Source organism: Leifsonia sp. TF02-11, from assembly GCF_017565305.1.
Lineage (GTDB): Bacteria > Actinomycetota > Actinomycetes > Actinomycetales > Microbacteriaceae > Leifsonia.
This window is the reverse complement of record NZ_JAGEKP010000004.1, coordinates 280598-303738: the sequence shown is the minus strand read 5'-3', so window position 1 is coordinate 303738 and position 23141 is coordinate 280598. Positions and strand designations below refer to the sequence as shown.

19 protein-coding genes are annotated in these 23141 nt (G+C 70.5%); all 19 read left to right on the top strand.

Annotated elements, in window-relative coordinates; genetic code table 11:
• Window positions 1-42: 42 nt before the first annotated feature.
• The 19 genes from alaS (at window position 43) to JNB50_RS07140 (ending at window position 23140) form a co-directional block, all read left to right on the top strand.
• Window positions 43-2700 carry an alanine--tRNA ligase gene (gene alaS / locus JNB50_RS07230; protein ID WP_208039432.1) on the top strand — a complete coding sequence of 886 codons (2658 nt, stop codon included), beginning with the start codon at window positions 43-45 and terminating at the stop codon, window positions 2698-2700.
• Window positions 2701-2703: 3 nt separating this feature from the next.
• Window positions 2704-3171 (top strand): Holliday junction resolvase RuvX, encoded by a 468-nt coding sequence (gene ruvX, locus JNB50_RS07225; RefSeq protein WP_208039431.1) that lies wholly within the window; start codon window positions 2704-2706, stop codon window positions 3169-3171.
• A gap of 1 nt (window position 3172) precedes the next feature.
• Window positions 3173-4774, top strand: a complete 1602-nt coding sequence (mltG, locus tag JNB50_RS07220; protein WP_243768130.1) for an endolytic transglycosylase MltG — start codon at window positions 3173-3175, stop codon at window positions 4772-4774.
• Window positions 4767-6107 (top strand): shikimate dehydrogenase, encoded by a 1341-nt coding sequence (locus tag JNB50_RS07215; protein ID WP_208039430.1) that lies wholly within the window; start codon window positions 4767-4769, stop codon window positions 6105-6107. The genes mltG and JNB50_RS07215 overlap by 8 nt, the downstream gene beginning before the upstream one ends.
• Window positions 6108-6116: 9 nt before the next feature.
• Complete coding sequence (locus JNB50_RS07210; RefSeq protein WP_208039429.1) at window positions 6117-6620, top strand: GNAT family N-acetyltransferase; 504 nt, start codon at window positions 6117-6119, stop codon at window positions 6618-6620.
• A 41-nt stretch (window positions 6621-6661) separates the two neighbouring features.
• Window positions 6662-7870 carry a chorismate synthase gene (aroC, locus tag JNB50_RS07205; RefSeq protein WP_208039428.1) on the top strand — a complete coding sequence of 403 codons (1209 nt, stop codon included), beginning with the start codon at window positions 6662-6664 and terminating at the stop codon, window positions 7868-7870.
• Window positions 7871-7876: 6 nt separating this feature from the next.
• The gene (locus JNB50_RS07200) at window positions 7877-8386 is read left to right on the top strand and encodes a shikimate kinase (RefSeq protein WP_208039427.1); all 510 of its coding nucleotides are present in this window, start codon (window positions 7877-7879) and stop codon (window positions 8384-8386) included.
• Window positions 8379-9458 (top strand): 3-dehydroquinate synthase, encoded by a 1080-nt coding sequence (gene aroB / locus JNB50_RS07195; RefSeq protein WP_208039426.1) that lies wholly within the window; start codon window positions 8379-8381, stop codon window positions 9456-9458. Before JNB50_RS07200 ends, aroB begins: the two co-directional genes overlap by 8 nt.
• Window positions 9458-9844 carry a hypothetical protein gene (locus JNB50_RS07190; protein ID WP_243768129.1) on the top strand — a complete coding sequence of 129 codons (387 nt, stop codon included), beginning with the start codon at window positions 9458-9460 and terminating at the stop codon, window positions 9842-9844. The genes aroB and JNB50_RS07190 overlap by 1 nt, the downstream gene beginning before the upstream one ends.
• A 5-nt stretch (window positions 9845-9849) precedes the next feature.
• Entirely contained in the window at window positions 9850-10287 is a 438-nt protein-coding gene (locus tag JNB50_RS07185; RefSeq protein WP_208039425.1) for a type II 3-dehydroquinate dehydratase, read from the top strand.
• 99 nt (window positions 10288-10386) lie between these two features.
• Window positions 10387-10950, top strand: a complete 564-nt coding sequence (gene efp / locus JNB50_RS07180) for an elongation factor P (RefSeq protein ID WP_055915862.1) — start codon at window positions 10387-10389, stop codon at window positions 10948-10950.
• Window positions 10950-11372 carry a transcription antitermination factor NusB gene (nusB, locus tag JNB50_RS07175; RefSeq protein ID WP_208039424.1) on the top strand — a complete coding sequence of 141 codons (423 nt, stop codon included), beginning with the start codon at window positions 10950-10952 and terminating at the stop codon, window positions 11370-11372. The genes efp and nusB overlap by 1 nt, the downstream gene beginning before the upstream one ends.
• Window positions 11369-12103 carry a thioredoxin domain-containing protein gene (locus JNB50_RS07170; RefSeq protein ID WP_208039423.1) on the top strand — a complete coding sequence of 245 codons (735 nt, stop codon included), beginning with the start codon at window positions 11369-11371 and terminating at the stop codon, window positions 12101-12103. The genes nusB and JNB50_RS07170 overlap by 4 nt, the downstream gene beginning before the upstream one ends.
• Window positions 12104-12483: 380 nt before the next feature.
• The gene (locus tag JNB50_RS07165) at window positions 12484-19113 is read left to right on the top strand and encodes a DUF11 domain-containing protein (protein WP_208039422.1); all 6630 of its coding nucleotides are present in this window, start codon (window positions 12484-12486) and stop codon (window positions 19111-19113) included.
• Complete coding sequence (locus JNB50_RS07160) at window positions 19110-19589, top strand: hypothetical protein (protein WP_208039421.1); 480 nt, start codon at window positions 19110-19112, stop codon at window positions 19587-19589. The genes JNB50_RS07165 and JNB50_RS07160 overlap by 4 nt, the downstream gene beginning before the upstream one ends.
• Window positions 19590-19682: 93 nt before the next feature.
• On the top strand, window positions 19683-20273 hold the full coding sequence (gene pyrR / locus JNB50_RS07155; RefSeq protein WP_208039420.1) for a bifunctional pyr operon transcriptional regulator/uracil phosphoribosyltransferase PyrR: 591 nt from the start codon (window positions 19683-19685) through the stop codon (window positions 20271-20273).
• Entirely contained in the window at window positions 20270-21280 is a 1011-nt protein-coding gene (locus tag JNB50_RS07150) for an aspartate carbamoyltransferase catalytic subunit (RefSeq protein WP_243768128.1), read from the top strand. The genes pyrR and JNB50_RS07150 overlap by 4 nt, the downstream gene beginning before the upstream one ends.
• 26 nt (window positions 21281-21306) lie before the next feature.
• Window positions 21307-22620, top strand: a complete 1314-nt coding sequence (locus tag JNB50_RS07145) for a dihydroorotase (protein WP_208039419.1) — start codon at window positions 21307-21309, stop codon at window positions 22618-22620.
• The gene (locus JNB50_RS07140) at window positions 22613-23140 is read left to right on the top strand and encodes a hypothetical protein (protein ID WP_208039418.1); all 528 of its coding nucleotides are present in this window, start codon (window positions 22613-22615) and stop codon (window positions 23138-23140) included. The genes JNB50_RS07145 and JNB50_RS07140 overlap by 8 nt, the downstream gene beginning before the upstream one ends.
• Window position 23141 lies beyond the last annotated feature (1 nt).

Sequence of the window (23141 nt, the reverse complement as noted above, 5' to 3'; positions counted from 1 at the left end):
CCTCCCACTCGACTTTCGCACCACCTCGAATGACCGGAACCCATGCAGACTGCTGAAATCCACCGCCGCTGGCTCGACTTCTTCGCCACGCGCGGTCACACCGTCGTCCCGTCCGCCTCGCTCGTCAGCGACGACCCGTCGCTGCTGTTCACGGTCGCCGGGATGGTCCCGTTCGTGCCGTATCTGACCGGCGTGGTCCCCGCACCCTTCCCGCGTGCCACCAGCGTCCAGAAGTGCATCCGAACCCTCGACATCGAAGAGGTCGGCAAGACTCCGCGGCACGGCACCTTCTTCCAGATGTGCGGCAACTTCTCGTTCGGCGACTACTTCAAGGAGCAGGCGATCACCTTCGCCTGGGAGCTGCTGACCTCGGCGGAAGCCGACGGCGGCCTCGGCTTCGATCCGAAGGACCTGTGGGTCACCGTCTATGAGGAGGACGACGAGGCCCGCGAGATCTGGAGCCGTGTCGCCGGCCTCCCCGACGAGCGCATCCAGGGCCTCGGCAAGGACACCAACTACTGGTCGACCGGCCAGCCCGGTCCGGCCGGCCCCTGCTCCGAGATCTTCTTCGACCGTGGCCCGGCCTACGGCATCGACGGCGGTCCCGCGACCGACGACGACCGGTACGTGGAGATCTGGAACCTCGTCTTCATGCAGTACCTGCGCGGCGAGGGCACCGGCAAGAAGGACTTCGAGATCCTCGGCGACCTGCCCAAGAAGAACATCGACACCGGGCTCGGTCTCGAGCGCGTCGCGTTCATCAAGCAGGGCGTCGACAACATGTACGAGATCGACCAGGTGCGCCCTGTCCTCGATCGCGCAGCGGAGCTTGCCGGCAAGCCCTATGGCAACGAGGCTCACGAAGACGACGTGCGCCTGCGCGTGGTCGCCGACCACGTCCGCAGCGCGCTCATGCTGATGACCGATGGCGTGACGCCGTCGAACGAGGGCCGCGGCTACGTGCTGCGCCGCCTGCTGCGTCGCACCGTCCGTGCGATGCGCCTGCTGGGCGTGGAGACGGCGACGTTCCCCGAGCTCTTCCCCGCCTCTCGCGACGCGATGAAGGCGGCCTACCCCGAGGTGGAGGCCGAGTTCGGCCGCACGTCGCAGCTCGCGTACGCGGAGGAGGAGACCTTCCTGCGCACGCTCGCGTCGGGCACCAGCATCCTCGACACCGCGGTCGCGAACACGCGCAAGGCGGGCAGCGATCAGCTCGCGGGCGACACCGCGTTCCTGCTGCACGACACGTACGGCTTCCCGATCGACCTGACGCTCGAGATGGCAGAGGAGGCCGGGCTCAGCGTCGACCGTGCGGCGTTCGACACGCTGATGGCCGACCAGCGCGCCCGCGCGAAGGCCGACGCCAAGGCCAAGAAGACCGCTCTCGCCGACCTTTCCGTCTACAGCGCGTTCCGCGCGCAGGGCGAGACCGTGTTCACCGGGTACACCGACCTCGAGACCGAGTCGAGCGTGCTCGGCCTGATCGTCGACGGCCAGTCGGTCACCGTCGCCCGCGAGGGCCAGGTCGCCGAGGTCATCCTCGGTGCCACCTCGCTGTACGCGGAGTCGGGCGGCCAGAGCGCCGACGCCGGCACGATCGTGGGCCCGGGCTACGAGCTCGACGTGCTCGACGTGCAGAAGCCGGTCAAGGGCCTGATCAGCCACAAGGTGCTCGTGCGCAGCGGCGAGGTCGGCGTCGGAGCTCCGGCGACCAGCCTGGTCGACGCCCAGTACCGCCGGGGCGCGACGCAGGCGCACTCGGGCACGCACATCATCCACGCGGCCCTGCGCCAGGTGCTCGGCCCGAACGCCCATCAGTCGGGATCGTTCAACAAGGCGGGCTACCTCCGCCTCGACTTCTCCTGGAATCAGGCGCTGTCGCCGGAGACCCGCAGCGAGATCGAGGAGATTTCGAACAACGCGATCCGCGACAACCTCCAGGTGACGACCCGCGAGCTTCCGCTCGCCGAGGCCAAGGCCCTCGGGGCGATGGCGCTCTTCGGTGAGAAGTACGGCGATGTCGTGCGCGTGGTCGATATCGGCGGCCCCTGGTCGCGCGAGCTCTGCGCGGGCACGCACGTGTCCACCAGCGCCGAGATCGGCATGATCAACCTGATCAGCGAGTCGTCGGTGGGCTCGACCAACCGGCGCGTGGAGTCCCTGGTGGGGCTGGAGGCCTTCCAGGATCTGGCCGTCGAGCGCACCATCGTCTCCCAGCTTTCCGGTGCGCTGAAGACCCCGCGCGAGCAGCTCCCCGAGAAGATCGCGGATCTCATGGCGAGCCTCAAGGCCGCGGAGAAGCGCATCCAGGCGTTCGAGGCCCGCGCGGTGCTCGACAAGGTGCCGGCCCTGCTGGAATCGGCGAGCCGCCGCGGCGCCGTCACGGTCGTCGCGGAGGACGCCGGCGAACTGAACTCCGCCGACGATCTGCGCCTGCTGGTGACGACCGTGCGTGAGCGTCTGGGCTCCGACCCGGCTGCGGTCGCACTCGCGGCACGCGCCGCGGGCAAGCCCGTGGTCATCGTCGCGACGAACCAGGCCGCACGCGACGCCGGCGTGAACGCCGGTGCTCTCGCCAAGACCGCGGCCGGTGTCCTCGGCGGCGGCGGCGGCGGCAAGGCCGACCTCGCGCAGGGCGGCGGCACCGATGCCGAGGCGATCCCCGCAGCGCTCTCGGCAGTGGTCGCGGCGATCGGCTGACGCGTGCGGAGCGGAGTGCGGCTCGGCATCGACGTCGGCAAGGTCCGGATCGGCGTGAGCCGATCCGACCCGCACGGGATGCTGGCGACGCCGCTGGAGACGGTCGCACGCTCCGAAGACGCTGCGGATCGCCGCAGGATCGGTGAGATTGTGACCGAACTCGGAGTTTTCGAGATTATCGTCGGGTTACCCCTGGCGCTCTCGGGTGCGCACACCGCATCGACGGCTGACGCCGTCTCCTTCGCGGAGACGCTCGAAGCCGAGGTCGAGGTGCCCGTGCGGCTGGTGGACGAGCGGCTGTCGACCGTTTCGGCGCACTCGGCCCTGCGAGCGTCGGGCAAGAACTCGAAAAGCGCGCGTCCAGTGGTGGATCAGGTGGCCGCCACGATAATTTTGCAGCACGCCCTCGACGCGGAGCGCGCTTCAGGCCATCCGCCGGGCCGTCCCATCGAACCGAGCATTGGACCCTAGTTTGTCGCAGAACCCGCAGGAGAAGCCGGAGCCGCCCGTCTTCCCCGCCGTGAACCGGCAGCCGATGACCCGACGCGAGGCGCGGGAGGCCAGGGAGGCGCACGAGGCCAAGCAAGCTCAGGACACCACGGGCGCTCAGCGCGCACAGGAGCCTCAGCCTGCCCCCGCGGCAGCCGATTCCCCGGTTGTGCCCGCCGACCAACGCAACCCGCAGACCCCTGGCCCCTGGACCCCGCCCCCTGCCGAGACGACCGCCCAGTCGGCGACGCTCGCCGGGCTGGACTTCGACTCCGTGGTGACCGGTCCGATCTCGGTCGACCGCGAGCCCGACACGACGCGCGGCCGCGAGACGGTCGGCGCGGCGGCGCGGCACGAGGCGGCGCACGGAACGGCCGCCGACGATCACGTCGGGAGCCCGGTGCACGCGATCTTCTCGCCGCTGTCCGACGATCGCGGCGAGGTCGGGGGCGGGGACTCCGAGCACCCGCTGGCGTGGCGCCAGCAGAACTACCTCTCGCACGACAAGCCGCCCAAGCGTCGACGGCGCTGGGTCAAGCCGGTCGTCGTGACCGCCGTCGTCGTCGCGGTGCTCGGCGGCCTCGCCGGGGGCGCGTACGCGGCGTTCCAGCCCCAGGTCGCCAAGCTCATCACCGCGCTGTCGCCGGTGGACAACGACTTCACGGGGTCGGGGACCGGCCAGGTCATGTTCACGATCAAGTCCGGCGACAACGGGGGCTCGATCGCGACGAACCTGCAGAAGGCGGGCGTCACCAAGAGCTACGACGCCTTCTACCAGCTGCTGCTCCGCCAGCACCCGGAGGTCGAGTTCCAGCCCGGTGTGTTCAAGCTGGCGAAGGGGATGAGCGCCCAGGCGGCGCTGACGGCCCTGCAGGATCCCGCGAACCGCATGCAGAACACCGCGGTCATCCCGGAGGGGACGGCCGAGAAGGATGCGCTCCAGACGGTGTCCGATGCGACGAAGATCCCGCTCGCCGAGCTGCAGCAGGCGGCAGCCAACCCGGCCGACTTCGGCGTCCCCGCAGAGGCGAAGACGCTCGAGGGCTTCCTGTTCCCCGCGACCTACACGTTCGTCCCGGGCGCGACGGCGCACGACGTGATCAAGACCATGGTCGACCGCTCGTTCCAGGCGTTGGACGAAGCAGGAGTCGCTCCGGGCGACCGGTGGAACACGGTCGTCCTCGCGTCGATCGTGCAGCGCGAGGCCGGCCTCAAGGACGACTATCCCAAGGTCGCCCGTGTGTTCCTGAACCGGCTCGCGCAGGGCTGGGATCTGCAGTCGGACGCCACGGTCGCCTACGGCACGGGAAACACGCACCGGGTGGAGACGACGGACGCCGAGCGCGCCGACGCCTCGAACCCGTACAACACGTACGCGCACGCGGGGCTCCCGGTCGGGCCGATCTCGAACCCGGGCGACCTGGCTATCAACGCGGTGGTCCACCCCGCGGACGGTCCGTGGATGTTCTTCGTGACCTGGAACCTCAAGACCGGCGAGACGATCTTCTCGACGACGGCCGACGAGCACGACGCGGCTGTCGCGAAATGGCAGCAGTGGATGAAGGACAACCCCGGCTATGGATGAGAAACCGAAGACCCCGTCGCGTCGCGATGCGAGCAGTACGCCGGCGGAAGCGCCTGCCGTGCCGGTCGAGGATGTGCAGAGCGAGGACCTCTCGGTCGAGGACGGCGTGTCCGAGGCGTCGGCGGAGGCGGGGATCGCCGCTCTGGTCGAGGCCGAGCGCGAGGCGGAGGCCGAGGAGGCTGCCATCGCCGAGGCCGAGGAAGCAGCGGACAGCGGGGAGCCCCTGGACGGCGACGACAGCGACGGCGGAGCCGCTGCCGAGGTCGACGGGGCCGCAACCGAGGCAGAGCCTGACGTCGAAGTCGTCGAAGTCGTCGAAGTCGTCGAAGTCGTCGAAGTCGTCGAAGTCGTCGAAGTCGTCGAGGTGGTCGAGCCGGAATCTTCCGAGGAGAACGTCGTCGACCTCCCGGAGACCGCTGCCGAGACCGGCACCGCGCCGCCCGTGACGGAGCCGACGCGCCGCCTGGCCGTCCTCGGTTCGCCGATCGGGCACTCCAAGTCTCCTGCCCTGCACCGTGCGGCGTACGCCGCTCTCGGCCTGCCGTGGTCGTACGAGCCTGTGGACGTCGCCGAGGACGGCCTGGCCTCGTTCATCGACGGCCTGGGGCCGGAGTGGCGCGGCCTTTCGCTCACGATGCCGCTCAAGCAGGCCGTCGTCCCGTTGCTGACGTCCGTCGACCGGGTCGCGGAGCAGACCGGGGTCGCGAACACCGTGCTGCTCCACGCCGACGCCGTCAGCGGCTTCAACACGGATGTTGCGGGCATCGTGCGCGCGCTCGGTGCCGCCGGGCTGCAGAGCGCCCGCTACGTCCACGTGCTCGGCGGGGGAGCGACGGCCGCGTCCGCGCTCGTCGCCGCTGCCGAGCTGGGAGCGGAGCGGGTCGACGTGCACGTGCGCGACCTGCAGAAGAGCCTCTGGCTGGAACCGCTCGCACACGAGCTCGGCCTGATGGTGCGCATCCGTTCGTTCGCGCAGGCGGATCGCTCGCTCGACGTGCCGGAGCTCGTCATCAGCACGCTTCCTGGCGGCGCCTCTACGGCGGCGGTCTACACCGATTCGACCCGGCGCAGGGCAGTGCTCCTGGACGTCGCGTACGACCCGTGGCCCAGCTCGCTCGGCCGCTCCTGGCAGCTGGTGGGCGGGACGGTGGTCTCCGGCCTGGCGATGCTGGCCCACCAGGCGCTGCTCCAGGTGCGGATCTTCGTCTCCGGCGACCCGCTGCAGCCGCTTCCTGACGAGGACGAGGTGCTCGACGCCATGCTCACGGCCGTCGGGATCGACGCGGAGGGCGCACCGCTCGGCGACGGCTCCGACGCGGCAGAAGCCGAGTAGCCGAGCGGAATGTCCGACGTCGAGGTGCGTCCGGCGCGACCGGACGAGTGGGCTGCCGTCGGCGGCCTGCGGTGGGACTCCCTCCGGGAGGCCGGGGGAGAGCCCGACGACACCAGGGAGGTCTTCGCTGAACGGTTCGCGGCCTGGGCCGCGAGCCGTGGCACCCACGAGTGCTTCGTCGCCGTCGAGGACGGCCGCGTGCTCGGTATGACCTGGCTCGCCGTCCTCGATCGGGTGCCGAGCGCGCGGCGGTTCGAGCGCGCCTCCGGCGATCTGCAGTGCGCGTACGTCGTGCCCGACCGGCGCGACACCGGGATCGGCGGCCGCCTGATCGATGCCGTGCTGGCGCGCGCCGCCGCGCTCGGGCTCGAACGCGTCACGGTGCACTCCAGCCCGCGCGCCGTGCCGGTCTACGAGCGGCACGGGTTCCGGTCGGACGACGACAGGCTGTTGCACGCGTTCGTCGTGCACTCCGACATCTTCACGTCCGGGGACCGCAAGGGCGAGGCGTAACGGCGCGAAGCGCGACCGCGCCGCTGTGCCAGAATCGAATCATGCTTCGTTGGCTCACGGCCGGGGAATCCCACGGCCCCGAACTCATCGCCGTCCTCGAGGGCCTCCCCGCAGGAGTCCCCGTCTCGCTGGACGCGATCCGGGCCGATCTCGCCCGTCGCAAGCTCGGCTATGGTCGTGGTGCGCGCATGAAGTTCGAGCAGGACGCCCTCGACATCTCGGGCGGTGTGCGTCACGGTCTGAGCCTCGGCAGCCCGATCGCCCTGCGCATCGGCAACACCGAGTGGCCCAAGTGGGTCGACGTGATGAGCGCGGAGCCGGTGGACCCCGAGAAGCTCGCGACCGGTCGCGGTGCCGCGCTGACGCGTCCGCGCCCGGGCCACGCCGACCTGGTCGGCATGCAGAAGTACGGTTTCGACGAGGCGCGTCCGGTGTTGGAGCGCGCCAGCGCCCGCGAGACCGCTGCGCGCGTCGCGTTGGGCGCGGTCGCCCGCTCGTTCCTCGCCGAGCTCGGCATCACGCTGGTCAGCCACACTCTGTCGATCGGCCCGGTGCGCGTGCCGGAGGACGCCCCGCTGCCCACCCCGGCCGACGTCGAGGCGCTCGACGCCGACCCGCTGCGCTGCTTCGACCCCGCGACCTCCGAGCGCATGGTCGCGGAGGTGGACGACGCCCACAAAGACGGCGACACCCTCGGCGGCGTCGTCGAGGTCCTGGCCTACGGCCTCCCGCCGGGGCTGGGCTCGCACGTGCACTGGGACCGCAGACTCGATGGCCAGCTCGCGGCAGCGCTCATGGGCATCCAGGCGATCAAGGGTGTGGAGGTCGGCGACGGATTCCTGACGACCACGCGTCGCGGGTCGCAGGCGCACGACGAGCTCATCGCAGAAGACGGGACGATCGTTCGGACCAGCGACAAGGCGGGCGGCACCGAAGGCGGAATGAGCACCGGTGGCGTCCTGCGCGTGCGTGCGGGCATGAAGCCGATCGCGACGGTCCCGCACGCGCTGCGCACGATCGACATTGCGACCAGTGAGGCCGCTCCCGCCCACCACCAGCGCTCCGACGTCTGCGCGGTGCCGGCCGCGGGCGTCGTAGCCGAGGCCATGGTCGCCCTGGTGCTGGCCAACGCGGTGCTCGAGAAGTTCGGGGGAGACTCCGTCGCGGAGACGGCCCGCAACCTGCGCGGTTACCTCGACGCCATCCCGGAGAATCTGGCGACCGAGCGCGTCAGCGCGCCCTACGCCTGAACGACCGTGACGATCGTCCTGATCGGCCCTCCCGCAGCGGGCAAGACGCGGCTGGGCAAGCGCCTGGCCCGGCGGCTCGGCCTGTCGTTCGTGGACACCGACGCCGTCGTGGTCGCCGAGCACGGTGCGATCGCGCAGATCTTCGCAGAGCACGGTGAACCGTACTTCCGTGCGCTGGAGCGGGCTGCGGTCGCAGAAGCCGTGGCCCGGCCGGGCATCGTATCGCTCGGCGGCGGCGCGGTGCTCGACCCGGACACGCAGGCAGACCTGGCCGCGACGCGTGTCGTGCTGCTGACCGTGCAGCCCGACGCCATCGCCGCGCGCATCACCAACAGCAAACGCCCGCTCGTGACCGATCTCGAATCGTGGGAGCGGCTCGTCGAGGCGCGCACCCCGCTGTACCGCTCGCTGGCGGACTACACCGCCGACACCTCGACCCGGCCGATCGACTCCATCGTGGAGGAGATCGCGCGTTGGATCGAAGACTCAGGACCGATGAAGGAGACGCATGACTGACCAGCCCACCGAGATCCTCGTCGCCGGAGCGGACCAGTACCCGGTCGTCATCGGGCGCGGCCTCCGGTTCGGTCTGTCGTCGCACCTCGGTTCCGGGGTGAACAAGGTGCTCGTCGTGCACCCGCCGACGCTCGGGGCGGCCGCCGCGGAGCTGCGTGAGTCGCTGACCGGGCAGTACGAGGTGCTGCTGGCCGAGGTCCCCGACGCCGAGGCGGCGAAGCGCGTCGAGGTCGCCTCCTTCCTCTGGGGCATCATGGGCCAGGCCGACTTCACGCGGTCCGACGCCGTGATCGGCTTCGGCGGCGGCGCCGTGACCGACCTGGCCGGATTCGTCGCCGCCACCTGGCTGCGCGGCGTGCGCCTGATCCAGGTCCCGACCACCGTGCTCGGGATGGTGGACGCCGCCGTCGGAGGCAAGACCGGCATCAACACCGCTGAGGGCAAGAACCTCGTCGGCGCGTTCTACGCGCCCGCGGCGGTGGTCTGCGACCTGGACACCCTGACCTCCCTCGGGCGCAACGAGCTGCTGGCCGGATTCGCGGAGATCGTCAAGTACGGCTTCATCGCCGAGCCGGAGATCCTGGACATCATCGAGCGCGACGTCGACGTCGCGACCGATCCCGAGTCGCCGGAGTTCCGTCGGCTGGTCGAGCTGTCGGTCGGGATCAAAGCACGCGTGGTCGGCGAGGACTTCACCGAGCAGGGCCTCCGCGAGATCCTCAACTACGGGCACACGCTCGGCCACGCGATCGAGCACGCAGAGCGCTACCAGTGGCGACACGGCGCCGCTGTGTCGGTCGGCATGGTCTTCGCCGCGGAGCTTGCGCGCCTGAGCGGCCGGTTGAGCGACGAGGTCGTCGACCGGCACCGCCGGATCCTCGAGTCGCTCACCCTGCCGACCACGTACCCGGCCGGCCGCTGGCAGACGCTGCTGGCGACCATGCAGCGGGACAAGAAGGCGCGCGGGAGCCTGTTGCGGTTCATCGTGCTCGACGACCTCGCCAGGCCGACCGTCCTCGCCGGTCCCGACCAGAGTCTGCTCTTCGCCGCCTACCAGGAGATCGGCTCCTGATGCCCAAGACGATCGCCGAGAAGCTGCTGATCAAGCCCGAGGAGACACTGCTCGTCGGAGCGGGCCCGGACGAGCGCACGGTGCTCGGCGAGCTGCCGGACGGCGTCGTCGAGGTCGCGCCTGCGGAGGCGGCCGTCTCCGTCACGTTCGTGCGCACGCGCGACGAGCTTCTGGCACGGTTCGGCACCGAGCTCCCCGCGTTGAGCGGCGCTCGGGCGGTCTGGTTCCTGTACCCGAAGGGCGGCCGCGCCGATGTCAACCGCGACACGATCATCCGGGAGGCCGGAGCCTTCGGCTGGCGCCCGATCAGCAATGTCGCGATCGACGACGTGTGGTCGGCCGTGCGCGTCCGTCCGCTCGCCGACGGCGAAGCATCGATAGGGTGATCGGCATGGCAACCGTCCTCGTCCTCAACGGCCCCAACCTCGGCCGGCTCGGCACCCGCGAGCCCGACGTCTACGGCGCGGGAACGCTCGACGACCTGAGGGCGGTCCTGCAGGAGGACGCGCCGGACCTCGATATCGATCTGCGTCAGACCGACACCGAGGGCGAGCTGCTGGGCTGGCTGCACGGAGCGGCCGACAGCGGCGCGCCGGTCATCCTCAACGCCGGAGCCTGGACGCACTACTCGTACGCGCTTCGCGACGCGGTCTCGCTCGTGACGAAGGCCGGAGGAACCGTCATCGAGGTGCACCTGTCCAACCCGCACGCGCGCGAGGAGTTCCGGCACACGAGCGTCATCAGCGCGGTGTCGACGGGCGTGATCGCCGGGTTCGGGTTCGAGTCGTACCGGATGGCGTTGGCGTTCATTCGCCGAAACGCGCGCTGACGTCTAGAATCTTGTGGGGCTCCGTACGCCGAGCCCTCCGTGGGCGGCGCCGAGCGCCGCATCCACCCGAATCTTCCGCAAACCGAATGGAACTCGCGCATGGCATCGACCGCTGACATCAAGAACGGCATCGTCCTCAACATCGACGGACAGCTCTGGAGCGTTATCGAGTTCCAGCACGTCAAGCCGGGCAAGGGTGGAGCGTTCGTCCGCACGAAGCTGAAGAACGTCACCACGGGCAAGACGGTCGACCGCACGTACAACGCCGGCGCGAAGATCGAGATCACCAACGTCGACCGCCGCGACTACCAGTACCTGTACCAGGACGGCGCGGACTTCGTGTTCATGGACACCAGCGACTACGACCAGATCACCATCCCCGGCCCGGTCGTCGGCGACGCCGCCAACTTCATGCTCGAGAACCAGAACGTCACGGTCGCGCTGCACGAGGGCTCGCCGCTCTACGTCGAGCTCCCCGCCTCCGTCGTGCTGGAGATCACCTACACCGAGCCGGGCCTCCAGGGCGACCGCTCCACCGGCGGCACCAAGCCGGCGACCGTCGAGACCGGCTACCAGATCCAGGTCCCGCTGTTCCTCGAGACCGGCACCAAGGTCAAGGTCGACACCCGCAGCGGCGACTACCTCGGCCGCGTCAACGACTAGTGAGCGCCCGGACCAAGGCGCGCAAGCGCGCGCTCGACGTGCTGTTCAGCGCCGACCTGCGGCAGCTGACTCTGCCGCAGGCCCTGGCCGCCGAGGCGGAGCGCGCCGCGAACGAGCCGACGCGTGAGGCCTCCTGGCTGTACGCGCGCGAGATCGTCGACGGTGTGATCGACCACCAGGACGAGATCGACGAGCAGATCGAGACGTACGCGCAGGGCTGGACCCTCGCCCGAATGCCCGCCGTCGATCGCGCCATCCTGCGCATCGGCGTCTGGGAACTGCTGTTCAACGACGAGGTTCCCGACGGCGTGGCGATCTCGGAGGCGGTGGAGGCGGCGACCGTGTTGTCGACGGACGACTCCGCGGGCTTCGTGAACGGACTGCTCGCCAAGATCGCACAGAACCGCCCGCAGCGCGCATGAGAGGCGAGGGCACGGAGGCGCGGCGCAGACTCGTCAGGATCGCCGCGGCAGCTGTACTGGCAGTCGCGGTGACGGTCGGCGTCGCTTCGTGCTCACTGCTCGGCGGCAACTCGAACGTGCCCGTCGCGACCGCGAAGCCGCCGACCGGCACGGACGCCGCTGTCGACTTCGACGGCGGCTTCGTCTCGGCGGGCACCGGCTCGAAGAAGGTCGACATCTGGTTCGACGCGATGTGTCCGGTGTGCGGCGCATTCGAGAAGACGAACGGCGAGACGCTGTCGAATGCGGTCAAGGACGGCTCGATCACGCTGCGCCTTCACCCGTTGACGTTCCTCGACCGCGCGTCGAACGGCACCGGTTACTCGACGCGGGCGGCGGCGGCCCTCGTCTGCGTCGGTGTGCACGATCCCGATCACGTGCTCGACTACTACCAGGCGCTCTTCACGGACCAGCCGGACGAGAACTCGAACGGTCTCACCGACAAGCAGCTCGCCAAGCGAGCAACCGACCTCGGGATCACCGACATCTCCGCTTGCATCGACCGCAGCGGGCCGTACCAGGCGTGGGCGCAGGCGAACACCGCGCACTCCCAGTCCGGACCGATCACCGTGGACGGCAAGAAGGTCCTCGACACGATCCAGGGCACGCCGACCGTTCTGGTGAACGGCACGCAGTACACCGGATCGATCAGCGACGAGAAGGAGTTCGCGAGCTTCCTCGGGTCGAAATAGCGCCGAGCAGGAGAGCCCGCGAGGTGACCTTGTAGGTGACGTCCACTGCGTGTCCGGTGGACGTCGATCGACGACGACGGGCCATCGGCGTGGTCCTCGGCGTGCTTTCATTGCCGCGTCAGAGCGCTGATACCGCGGGAAATCGGCGTTCTTTCGCCCGGATTGCGCATTCCGATCCGCTGTGAACGCCCTCTGCGCGGACGCCCAGAGTCGCTCCGCCGGAGCGGCGGCGGTCATAAGGTCTCGCTGTCTCTTCACGACGCGACCCGGCCGTCCGGGCAGGGTGGCGCCGCGCGGAAGGCCCGTCGGTCTCCGATCGGTCCCAGGCGCGAACCCAGAGCCCCGCGGGGGAATCGCAGTCACAAGTCGTTGGAGCTGCCATGCGCCGGTCCCGGTCCCACTCGTCGTCGGACACCCTCACGCGTTCATTGCCGGTGCGATTCACCGCCGTGATCGCCGCACTGGCCGTGGCGGCATCGCTCGCGGTGCTGTCCGCACCGGCCCAGGCGGCCGAGGACCTCGAGGATCCGGTGATCTCCGATGTGGCGCTGTCCCAGCACGCCCAGATCCTCCCGTGGACGACAGCGGGAACGACGGCGACGGCTCCGTACCCGGGGAACATGGCCCCGCTCGGGCCGATCTCGATCAGCGCCCCTGCGCAGACGCCCACGTATCAGTCGGACACCAGCATCCAGATGAAGCCGCTGACGATTCCGTCCGGATGCCTGGGCTCCAACACGGCCGTGGGGTACACCGCGGAGTGCGTGACGCACACGACGACCGTGACCTTCCCTCATCCGGTGATCAATCCCGTCCTGGGGCTCGCGACAGGAACGGAGACCAACACCACACCGGTCACCCAGTGCGCCGCGCAGTGGCAGGACGTCTCGTTCTCGGCGATCAACGGCTCGGCGCCCGCCACCGGGCAGATCACGCTGAACTCGCCGCTCGATCCGTCCAAGCAGACTTTCACCAGCAACCGGCTGAGGTACCTCCCGACAGCCCTGCAGGCGACGCCGTGCAAGGCGCCCGCGTCCCCGTACGCGATGCTCCGGGTCGGCGGCCTGATCTCGAGCGTGACCTTCACCTTCCACACGATGAGGACGATCACCGTGAACACCCCGGGGACAGCCTTCGGCGACCCGCTGTCGGCGACACGCGGAGTGCATCTGCTGGCCTGGTTGCCGCGGGCGGATCTGTCCCTGACGAAGACCGGCCCTGCCTCGGTGGAAGCGGGCGGCCCGATCACCTGGCAGATTCGGGTGTCGAATGCGGCGGGAAGCTCGACGTCGCACGGCTTCATCGTCAAGGACGCCGTCCCCGCCGGCGTGACCAACCCGAGCATCGTGTCGGGTCAAGCGGATTGTTCGCTGTCGGGCAACGACCTGGTGTGCACGCGCACGCCGGCAGGCTGGACGCCGTCGCAGAACGGCACCGTCCCGTCCCTGATCGATCTCTCCGGAGGCAACGCCTCCGCGCTGATACCCGGCATCCTGAACGCCGGCGCCACCTTCGGCCCCATCGTTCTGACAGGTACGGCTCCGACGACCTCCGGCGGAACGCTGGTGAACGGCGCGAGCGTCTCGGGTGCCGACGTCGACGTGAACGAGACGAATAACACGAGCTCGGTCACGACGACCGTCCTGGATGCGCCGTCGCTGTCGCTGGTGAAGTCCGCGACATCGGGCGGATTGCCGGTGACCGCGCTGACGGTGGGCGAGACGATCGACTACTCGTTCCTGGTCACGAACACCGGCACGGTGGCGTTGTCCGGCATCGGGATCACCGAGACGACGTTCACCGGGAGCGGGTCGATGACGGCGCCGGTGTGTCCGCCCGGCGATCTGGCTCCAGGCGCGCAGACGACGTGTACGGCGTCCTATGTGGTGACGGCCGCCGATGTCGCCGCCGGGACCATCGACAACACCGCGATCGCGCACGGGACCGCTCCCGGTGCTCCGGCTCCCACGCAGTCGGGTCCGTCGTCGACGCAGGTTCCGCTGGCGCAGGGCGGTCAGATCACCCTGGTCAAGACCGGCGCGTTGGCGTCCGGGTCGACCGGCGCCGCCGGGGACACCGTGAACTACTCGTTCCTCGCCACCAACACCGGGAACGTGACGTTGACGGGCGTGACGATCACGGACCCGCTGCCGGGTCTCTCCGGTCTGACCTACTCGTGGCCGGGGACCCCGGGGACGCTCGTGGCGGGACAGTCGGTGGCGGCGACGGCCACCTATCTTCTGACCCAGGCGGACGCGGACACCGGGTCCGTCGTGAACACGGCGACGACGACGGGAACGGATCCCGGCGGAGCTTCGGTGACGGCGACGGATTCGGCGACGGTCTCGGTGGCCTCCGCTGCGGCGATCACACTAGTCAAGACGGGTGCGCTCGCTGCGGGCGCCGGCGGCGTGGCGGGGGACACGGTGAGCTACAAGTTCGTCGCCACCAACACCGGGAACGTGACGTTGACGGGCGTGACCATCGCCGACCCGCTGCCCGGGCTGTCCGCGCTGACCTTCACCTGGCCGGGAACGCCGGGGACCCTGTCGCCCGGGGAGGCCGCTTCTGCGGTGGCCGCCTACGTTCTGACTCAGGCGGATGTGGATGCGGGGTCGGTCGTGAACACGGCCACGGCGACGGGCACGGGGCCGGGTGGTGGAACGGTGACCGGTGTCGATTCGGCGACGGTCGATGTCGCACCCGCTCCCGGCCTCAGCCTGGTGAAGTCGGGCGAACTGGCCGCAGGTGCGACGGGCGCCGCTGGTGACACGGTGAACTACACATTCGTCGCGGGCAACACGGGGAACGTGACACTGACGGGAGTCACGATCACGGACCCGCTGCCGGGGCTGTCCGCGTTGACCATCGCCTGGCCGGGTGTGCCGGGGACCCTGCTCCCGGGACAGGAGGCTACAGCGACGGCGACCTACACACTGACGGCAGCGGACGTGGCCGCCGGCTCGGTGGTGAACACCGCGACGGCCACAGGCACGGACCCCGGAGGGGCCGATGTGACGGGCGACGACACGACGACCATCGAGATCGCGCCCGCCCCGGCCATCGCTCTGGTGAAGTCCGGTGGGCTCGCTGCCGGCGCGACCGGTATGGCGGGCGACACGGTGGACTACTCGTTCACCGTGACCAACACAGGCAACGTGACCCTGACCGGCGTCACGATCGCGGACCCGCTGCCGGGGTTGTCCGCCCCGACCGTCACCTGGCCGGGCACACCAGGGACGTTGAACCCCGGCCAGGCGGCCAGCGCGACCGCGACGTACACGCTCACGCAGGCCGATGTGGATGCCGGCTCGGTGGTCAACACAGCCACCGCGACGGGAACCGATCCCGGCGGAGTCTCGGTCACGAACGACGACGCGTCCACCGTCCCGGTCACTCCCGCTCCGGGCATCGCCCTTGTGAAGACGGGTGGCCTGGCCGCAGGCGCGAACGGTGCGGCCGGTGACCGAGTGGACTACTCGTTCCGGGTGACGAACACGGGCAACGTGACGCTGACGGGTGTCACCGTCACGGACCCGCTCCCTGGCTTGTCGGCAGTTGTGTTCACCTGGCCCGGAGCACCGGGCACGTTGACACCCGGCCAATCGGCGACCGCGACGGCGACGTATGCCCTGACCCAGGCCGATGTGGACGCCGGGGCGGTGGTGAACACGGCCACCGCGACGGGCACGGACCCCGGCGGCGCCAGCGTGACCGGTGACGACACGACCACCGTCTCCATCGCTCCCGCGCCGGCGATCACCTTGGTCAAGACCGGAAATCTGGCCGCGGGGGCGACCGGTGCCGCAGGCGATATCGTCCATTACACCTTCCTCGCCACGAACTCGGGCACGGTGACACTCACCGCCGTCACGATCGCGGACCCGATGCCCGGGCTCTCGGCATTGACCTTCACGTGGCCGGCGACGCCGGGCACGCTGAGCCCTGGTCAGTCCGTGACCGCGACGGCGACGTATGCGCTCACCCCGGCCGACGTGGCCGCCGGCTCGGTGGTGAACACCGCAACGGCGACGGGAGCGGACCCCGGCGGGGTCCAGGTGACCGGCGACGACACGGCGACCGTCGAGATCGCTCGCACCCCCGCCATCGGCGTGGTGAAGACCGGTGCACTGGCCGCGGGAGCGACCGGCGCGGTCGGCGACACGGTGGACTACACGTTCACGGTGACCAACACGGGAACCGCCGTGCTGACCGGAGTCACGATCGTGGACCCGCTGCCGGGGCTGTCGCCGCTGACCTTCACCTGGCCGGGCGCGTCGGGGACGTTGACTCCGGGCCAGACCGCCACGGCGACGGCGACGTATGTGCTGACGCAGGCCGATGTGGACGCCGGGTCGGTGGTGAACACCGCAACGGCGACGGGAGCGGATCCCGGTGGCGCCACGGTGACCGGTGACGACACCGCGACGGTCGCGGTGCCGCAGTCGCCGGCGATCAGCCTGGTGAAGACCGGCGACTTGGCCGCGGGTGCGACCGGTGCGGTCGGGGACACGATCGACTACACGTTCACGGCGACCAACACCGGGAACGTGACGCTCACCGGTGTCACCATCACCGACCCGCTGGCGGGGCTCTCGGCATTGACGTTCAGCTGGCCGGGCACCCCCGGAACGCTGACGCCGGGACAGTCGGCCACCGCGACCGCGACCTACGCGCTCACGCAGGCCGATGTGGACGCCGGTTCGGTGGTGAACACCGCAACGGCGACGGGAGCGGATCCCGGTGGCGCCACGGTGACCGGTGACGACACGGCGACGGTCCAGGTGCCGCAGACGCCGGCGATCGACCTGGTCAAGAGCGGCGGCTTGGCCGCCGGCGCGACGGGCGCCCCCGGTGACGTGGTCGACTACACGTTCTCCACGACGAACATCGGGAACGTGACCCTGACCGGTGTCACGATCACCGACCCGCTTCCCGGGCTGTCCGGGCTGACGTTCAGCTGGCCCGGAACCCCTGGGACGCTGGCCCCCGGCCAGTCGGTGACCGCCGTGGCGACATACACGCTGACCGCCGCGGACGTGAACGCCGGCGCGGTGGTCAACACCGCCACCGCCACGGGCACCGACCCGGGCGGCGACCCGGTGACCGGTGACGACACGACGACCGTCTCCATCACGCCCGCTCCGGGAATCGCCCTGGTCAAGACGGGAGGCCTCGCCGCGGGTGCGCCGGGTGCCGTCGGCGAGACGGTGAACTACACGTTCACCGCGACGAACACCGGGAACGTGACGCTCACGGGAGTCACGATCGCCGACCCGATGCCGGGTCTGTCACCGTTGACGTTCACCTGGCCGGGCACGCCGGGGACGCTCCTGTCGGGTCAAGCCGTATCCGCGACCGCCGCATACACGCTCACCCAGGCGGATGTCGATGCCGGCTCTGTGCTGAACACCGCCACCGCGACGGGCACCGACCCGGGCGGGGATCCGGTGACCGGTGACGACACGGTGACGGTCCAGGTGCCGCAGACGCCGGGGATCACCCTGCTCAAGACGGGCGCGCTCGCCGCGGGCGCGACGGGCGCCGTCGGCGACCTGGTCGACTACACGTTCACCGCCACGAACACCGGGAACGTGACTCTGACCGGTGTCACGATCACGGACCCGCTCCCCGGCCTCTCCGCACTGACCTTCGCCTGGCCGGGAACCCCGGGAACGCTGACGCCTGGTCAGTCCGTGTCTGCGACGGCGAGGTATGCGCTCACGCAGGCGGACACCACTGCGGGGTCCGTGGTGAACACGGCGACGGCGACGGCCACCGACCCCGGTGGGGATCCGGTGACCGGCGACGACACGACCACGGTCCCCGTGGATCCCGCTCCGCGGATCGCGCTGGTGAAGACCGGCGGTCTGGCCGCCGGTGCCGCGGGCGCCGTCGGTGACAGGGTGGACTACACCTTCTCGGCGACCAACACGGGGAACGTGCCGCTCACCGGTGTCACGATCGCGGATCCGCTGCCCGGTCTGTCGGCATTGACGTACCGGTGGCCGGGAACCCCGGGGACGCTGGTGCCAGGGGAGTCCGTCACCGCCACGGCGACGTACGTGCTGACGGCGGCGGATGTGGATGCCGGCGCTGTGGTCAACTCCGCCACCGCCACGGGCACCGACCCCGGCGGGGATCCCGTGACCGGCGACGACACGACCACGGTGTCCATCACGGCGGCACCGGCGATCACCCTCGTGAAGACGGGCGGCCTCGACGCCGGCGCGACCGGTGCGGTCGGCGACACCGTCCGGTTCGCCTTCACGGCCACCAACACGGGCAACGTCACGTTGACCGGTGTGGCGATCAGCGACCCGCTGCCCGGGCTGTCTCCGCTGACCTACGCCTGGCCCGGCGCCGTCGGGACCCTGAACGCCGGCCAGTCCGTGACCGCCACGGCGACCTTCGTGCTCACCCAGGCCGATGTCGACGCAGGGCGGGTCGTGAACACCGCGACAGCCACGGGAACCGATCCACGCGGCACGACGGTCACCGGGCGGGATTCGACCACGGTTCCGCTGCACCCCGAACCCGGTCTGTCGCTCGTGAAGTCGGGCCGGCTGACGTCCGGAGGTACGGGAGCCCCCGGCGAAACCGTCACCTACACGTTCCTGGCGACGAACACCGGCAACGTCGTGCTGACGGGGATCACGATCGCCGACCCGCTGCCCGGCCTGTCCGCGATCCGCTACAGCTGGCCGGCGACCCCGGGAACGCTGACCCCCGGCCAGTCCGTGACCGCGACCGCGACCTACGCGCTCACCAGGACCGACCTGGGCGCCGGCTCCGTCGCGAACACGGCGACCGCGACCGGCGCCGACCCGGGCGGCAAGCCGGTGACAGCGACGAGCAACCGCGTGGTGATCCCGCTCGGAGTCCTGGCCGCCACCGGCGCGACCTCGTTCCCCGCTTTCGCGGCCGGGCTGGCGATCCTCTCGATCCTCGCCGGTCTGACCCTCTCGTCCGCACTGATCACCATCCGTCGCAGAAAGGCCTCCGAATGACCAGCAGCATCCTGATGACCAGCAGCATCCTGGGCAGAGCGGCTCGCGCCGCTGTCATGACCCTTCCCCTGGCGGTGTTGGTGGTGATGGGCGTGGCCGGCTGCACGGCATCGGCGCCTCATCATCCGACCACCCCGACTGCCGCGGCGGCCGCCTCCCATGACGGCGCGGTCACTCAGATCACGCACAGACCGGGGACGCAGACGGGCTACGTGGGGGCGCTGAAGGACGTGAAGCTCGGTACCTGCTCGGCCGATGCGTCCCCCGCGCGTTTCGACGGGACGGTCACCAATCCGACGTCGACCGAGCAGAGTTACCGGATCTACGTCTCCCTCCAGGCCGCGGGTTCGACCATCGGCGTCCACGAAGTCGATGTCCGTGGAGTGTCGGGTCACGCCACCCAGAAGTGGTCGGGAACCCTTCCCGCCGGCAAGCCGGGGGCCACCTGCATCCTGCGCGTGGAAAGACACAGCTGAGTTCGACGGACGCGCTCGGGTCGCGCCCCTGCTAGGCTCGACCCAATTGACATCCTTTAACAGCCGTCCTGTGAGGCGGGGAAGGAGGTCGGCATGACAGCGCGTACTGTGCTGCAACAGGCTGACATCGCCCGGGCGTTGACTCGGATCTCGCACGAGATCCTGGAGTCCAACCGGGGAACCGACGATCTGGTGATCCTGGGCATCCCGACGCGCGGCGTCGTGCTCGCCCGACGGATCGCCGAGAACATCCAGCGCATCGAGCCGCAGGCCGTGGCCTCGCCCGACGACATCGTCGGCGCGCTCGACGTGACCATGTACCGCGACGACCTCTCCCGGAACCCCACCCGGGCTCCGCAGCCGACCTCGCTGCCCGGACCGATCGACGGGCGCACGGTCGTGCTGGTCGACGACGTGCTGTTCTCCGGCCGGACGATCCGCGCGGCCCTCGACGCGCTCAGCGACCTCGGTCGACCGCGCGCCGTGCGGCTGGCCGTGCTGGTGGACCGCGGGCACCGCGAGCTCCCCATCCGTGCGGACTTCGTCGGCAAGAACCTCCCGTCGGCGGCCTCCGAGCGCATCTTCGTGCGGCTGGACGAGATCGACGGCGAGGAGTCGGTGACGATCGACGAACCTGGCACGATCGACGCAGCGGGCACCACGGACGGGGGAGGCCGCGCATGAGGCACCTGCTCAGCACCAAGACGCTGTCGCGCGACGACGCCATCACTCTGCTCGACGTCGCCGAAGACATGGCCGACGTGCAGGACCGCGAGGTCAAGAAGCTCCCGACGCTGCGCGGCAAGACGGTCGTGAATCTGTTCTTCGAGGACTCGACCCGCACGCGCATCTCGTTCGAGGCAGCGGCCAAGCGGCTCTCCGCCGACGTGATCAACTTCTCGGCCAAGGGGTCGAGCGTCTCCAAGGGCGAGAGCCTGAAGGACACCGCCCAGACGCTCGCCGCGATGGGCGCCGACGCCGTCGTCGTGCGGCACAGCGCCTCCGGGGCGCCGCAGACGCTGGCGACCAGCGGCTGGATCGACGCCGGCGTGCTGAACGCGGGCGACGGAATGCACGAGCACCCCACGCAGGCACTGCTCGACGCCTTCACGATGCGTCGCAGGCTGCACGGCCGCGGCTCCAGGGGCCGGGACCTCGACGGGGTGCGTGTCACGATCGTCGGCGACATCCTGCACTCCCGGGTCGCGAGGTCGAATGTGTGGCTGCTGCAGACCCTCGGGGCTGACGTGACGCTGGTCGCCCCGCCCACGCTGCTCCCTGTCGACGTGTCGAGCTGGCCGGCCGCCATCGGCTACGACCTGGACAGCGCGATCGACGCGGGGCCGGACGTGGTGATGATGCTCCGCATCCAGGGCGAGCGCATGCACGCCGCCTTCTTCCCGACCGAGCGCGAGTACGCCAGGCGCTGGGGACTCGACGAGGAGCGACTGGCGCGGCTCGGGGCGGATAGCATTGTGATGCACCCCGGACCGATGAACCGCGGGCTGGAGATCTCGGCGGCAGCCGCCGACTCGCCGCGGTCGACGGTGCGGGAGCAGGTCGCCAACGGTGTGTCCGTGCGGATGGCGGCGCTGTACCTGCTGCTGTCCGGCGGCGATCGGGACGGCCGCAGGACCCAGGAAGAGCGGCAGACGAGAGAAGAGCCCCCGGTGGACGGCGGTGCGCGATGAATGACGGTGTGTACAGGAGTGACAAGGTGAGCCAGCAGTACCTGATCAGGGGCGCCTCGCTGGCCGACGGCACCCGCACCGACCTCCTCCTCGCCGGGGGGCGGATCGCCGCGACCGGCGCCGAGGCGTCGGCGGCCGGTGCCACCGTGATCGACGCGGACGGCCTGATCGCCCTTCCCGGGCTCGTCGACCTCCACACCCATCTGCGCGAGCCCGGCTACGAGCAGAGCGAGACGGTGCTCACCGGCACGCGCGCGGCCGCGGCGGGAGGGTTCACGGCGGTCTTCCCGATGGCGAACACCTCTCCTGTCGCCGACACCGCAGGCGTGGTGGAGCAGGTGCTCAGCCTCGGCGAGGCGGCCGGTTACGCGACCGTGCAGCCCATCGGCGCCGTGACCGTCGGACTTGCGGGGGAGCGGCTCGCCGAGCTCGGCGCGATGGCCGACTCCCGGGCGCGGGTGCGGGTGTTCTCCGACGACGGCAAGTGCGTCTCCGACCCGCTGCTGATGCGCCGCGCGCTCGAGTACGTCAAGGCGTTCGGCGGCGTCATCGCCCAGCACGCGCAGGAGCCCCGACTCACCGAGGGCGCGCAGATGAACGAGGGGGCGCTGTCCGGCGAGCTGGGGCTCACCGGCTGGCCGGCGGTGGCGGAGGAGTCGATCATCGCGCGCGATGTGCTCCTCGCCGAGCACGTCGGCTCGCGCCTGCACGTCTGCCACGTGTCGACGGCGGGATCGGTCGACGTCATCCGCTGGGCCAAGGCCCGCGGGGTGGACGTGACGGCCGAGGTGACACCGCACCACCTGCTGCTGACCGAGGAGCTGGCCTCCGGCTACGACGCCAGGTACAAGGTCAACCCTCCGCTGCGCAGCGCGGAGGATGTGGAGGCGTTGCGTGCCGGCCTCGCCGACGGCACCATCGACATCGTCGCGACCGACCACGCCCCGCACCCGGTGGAGGCGAAGGACTGCGAGTGGGACGCCGCCGCGTTCGGCATGGTCGGTCTGGAGTCGGCCCTGTCGGTCGTCCAGGCGTCCGTGGTCGACAACGGACTGCTCGACTGGGCCGACATCGCGCGCGTGCTCTCGTCGACCCCGGCGCGGATCGGACGCCTGCAGGGCCACGGCCTCCCGCTCGAGGCCGGGGCGCCCGCCGAGCTGTTCCTGTACGACCCGACCGCGACGCGTGCGTTCTCGACGGCCGACCTCGCCGGAAAGGGCGTCAACTCGCCGTACCTGTCCATGACGCTCCCCGGCCGCGTCGTCGCCACCTTCCACCGCGGCTACGCGACCGTGCTCGACGGCACGGTCGTCGACGAGCTGGAGGCGGCCCGTGGATAAGCTCCTGCCGACGATCGGCATCCTGCTCGTCGTCATCGTCGTGCTCGTCCTCGCGATCGTCGGCTGGCGTCGGCGCGTCCGCCGCGACGCGCCCGCCGGCGGCGGCTACCCGGCTCCCGAGTCGGTGCCGGCGGTGACCGCCTCCGCGGAGGTGCTCTACGTCGCGACGACCGCGTCGGGGGAGCCGCTGGAGCGCCTCGCCCTGCCCGGACTCTCGTACCGCGGCAGGGGCACCGTCGAGGTATCGGTCGACGGCGTGCAGCTGCGTGTGACGGGCGAGCAGCCCGTGTTCATCCCCGCCGCCGCCCTGACCGGCATCGGCGCGTCGACCGTCGCGATCGACCGCGTCGTGGAGCGGGACGGCCTCGTCCGCCTCGGCTGGACGACCAGCGGCGGCGCGGCCGCCGACAGCTACTTCCGGGTCGTGGACCCGGCCGGCCGGGGTCGGTTGACCTCGGCCGTCGAAGACATCATCCCGGCGGACAGCACGCCGGGCGACAGCACCGAAAGGGAGGTGTGAC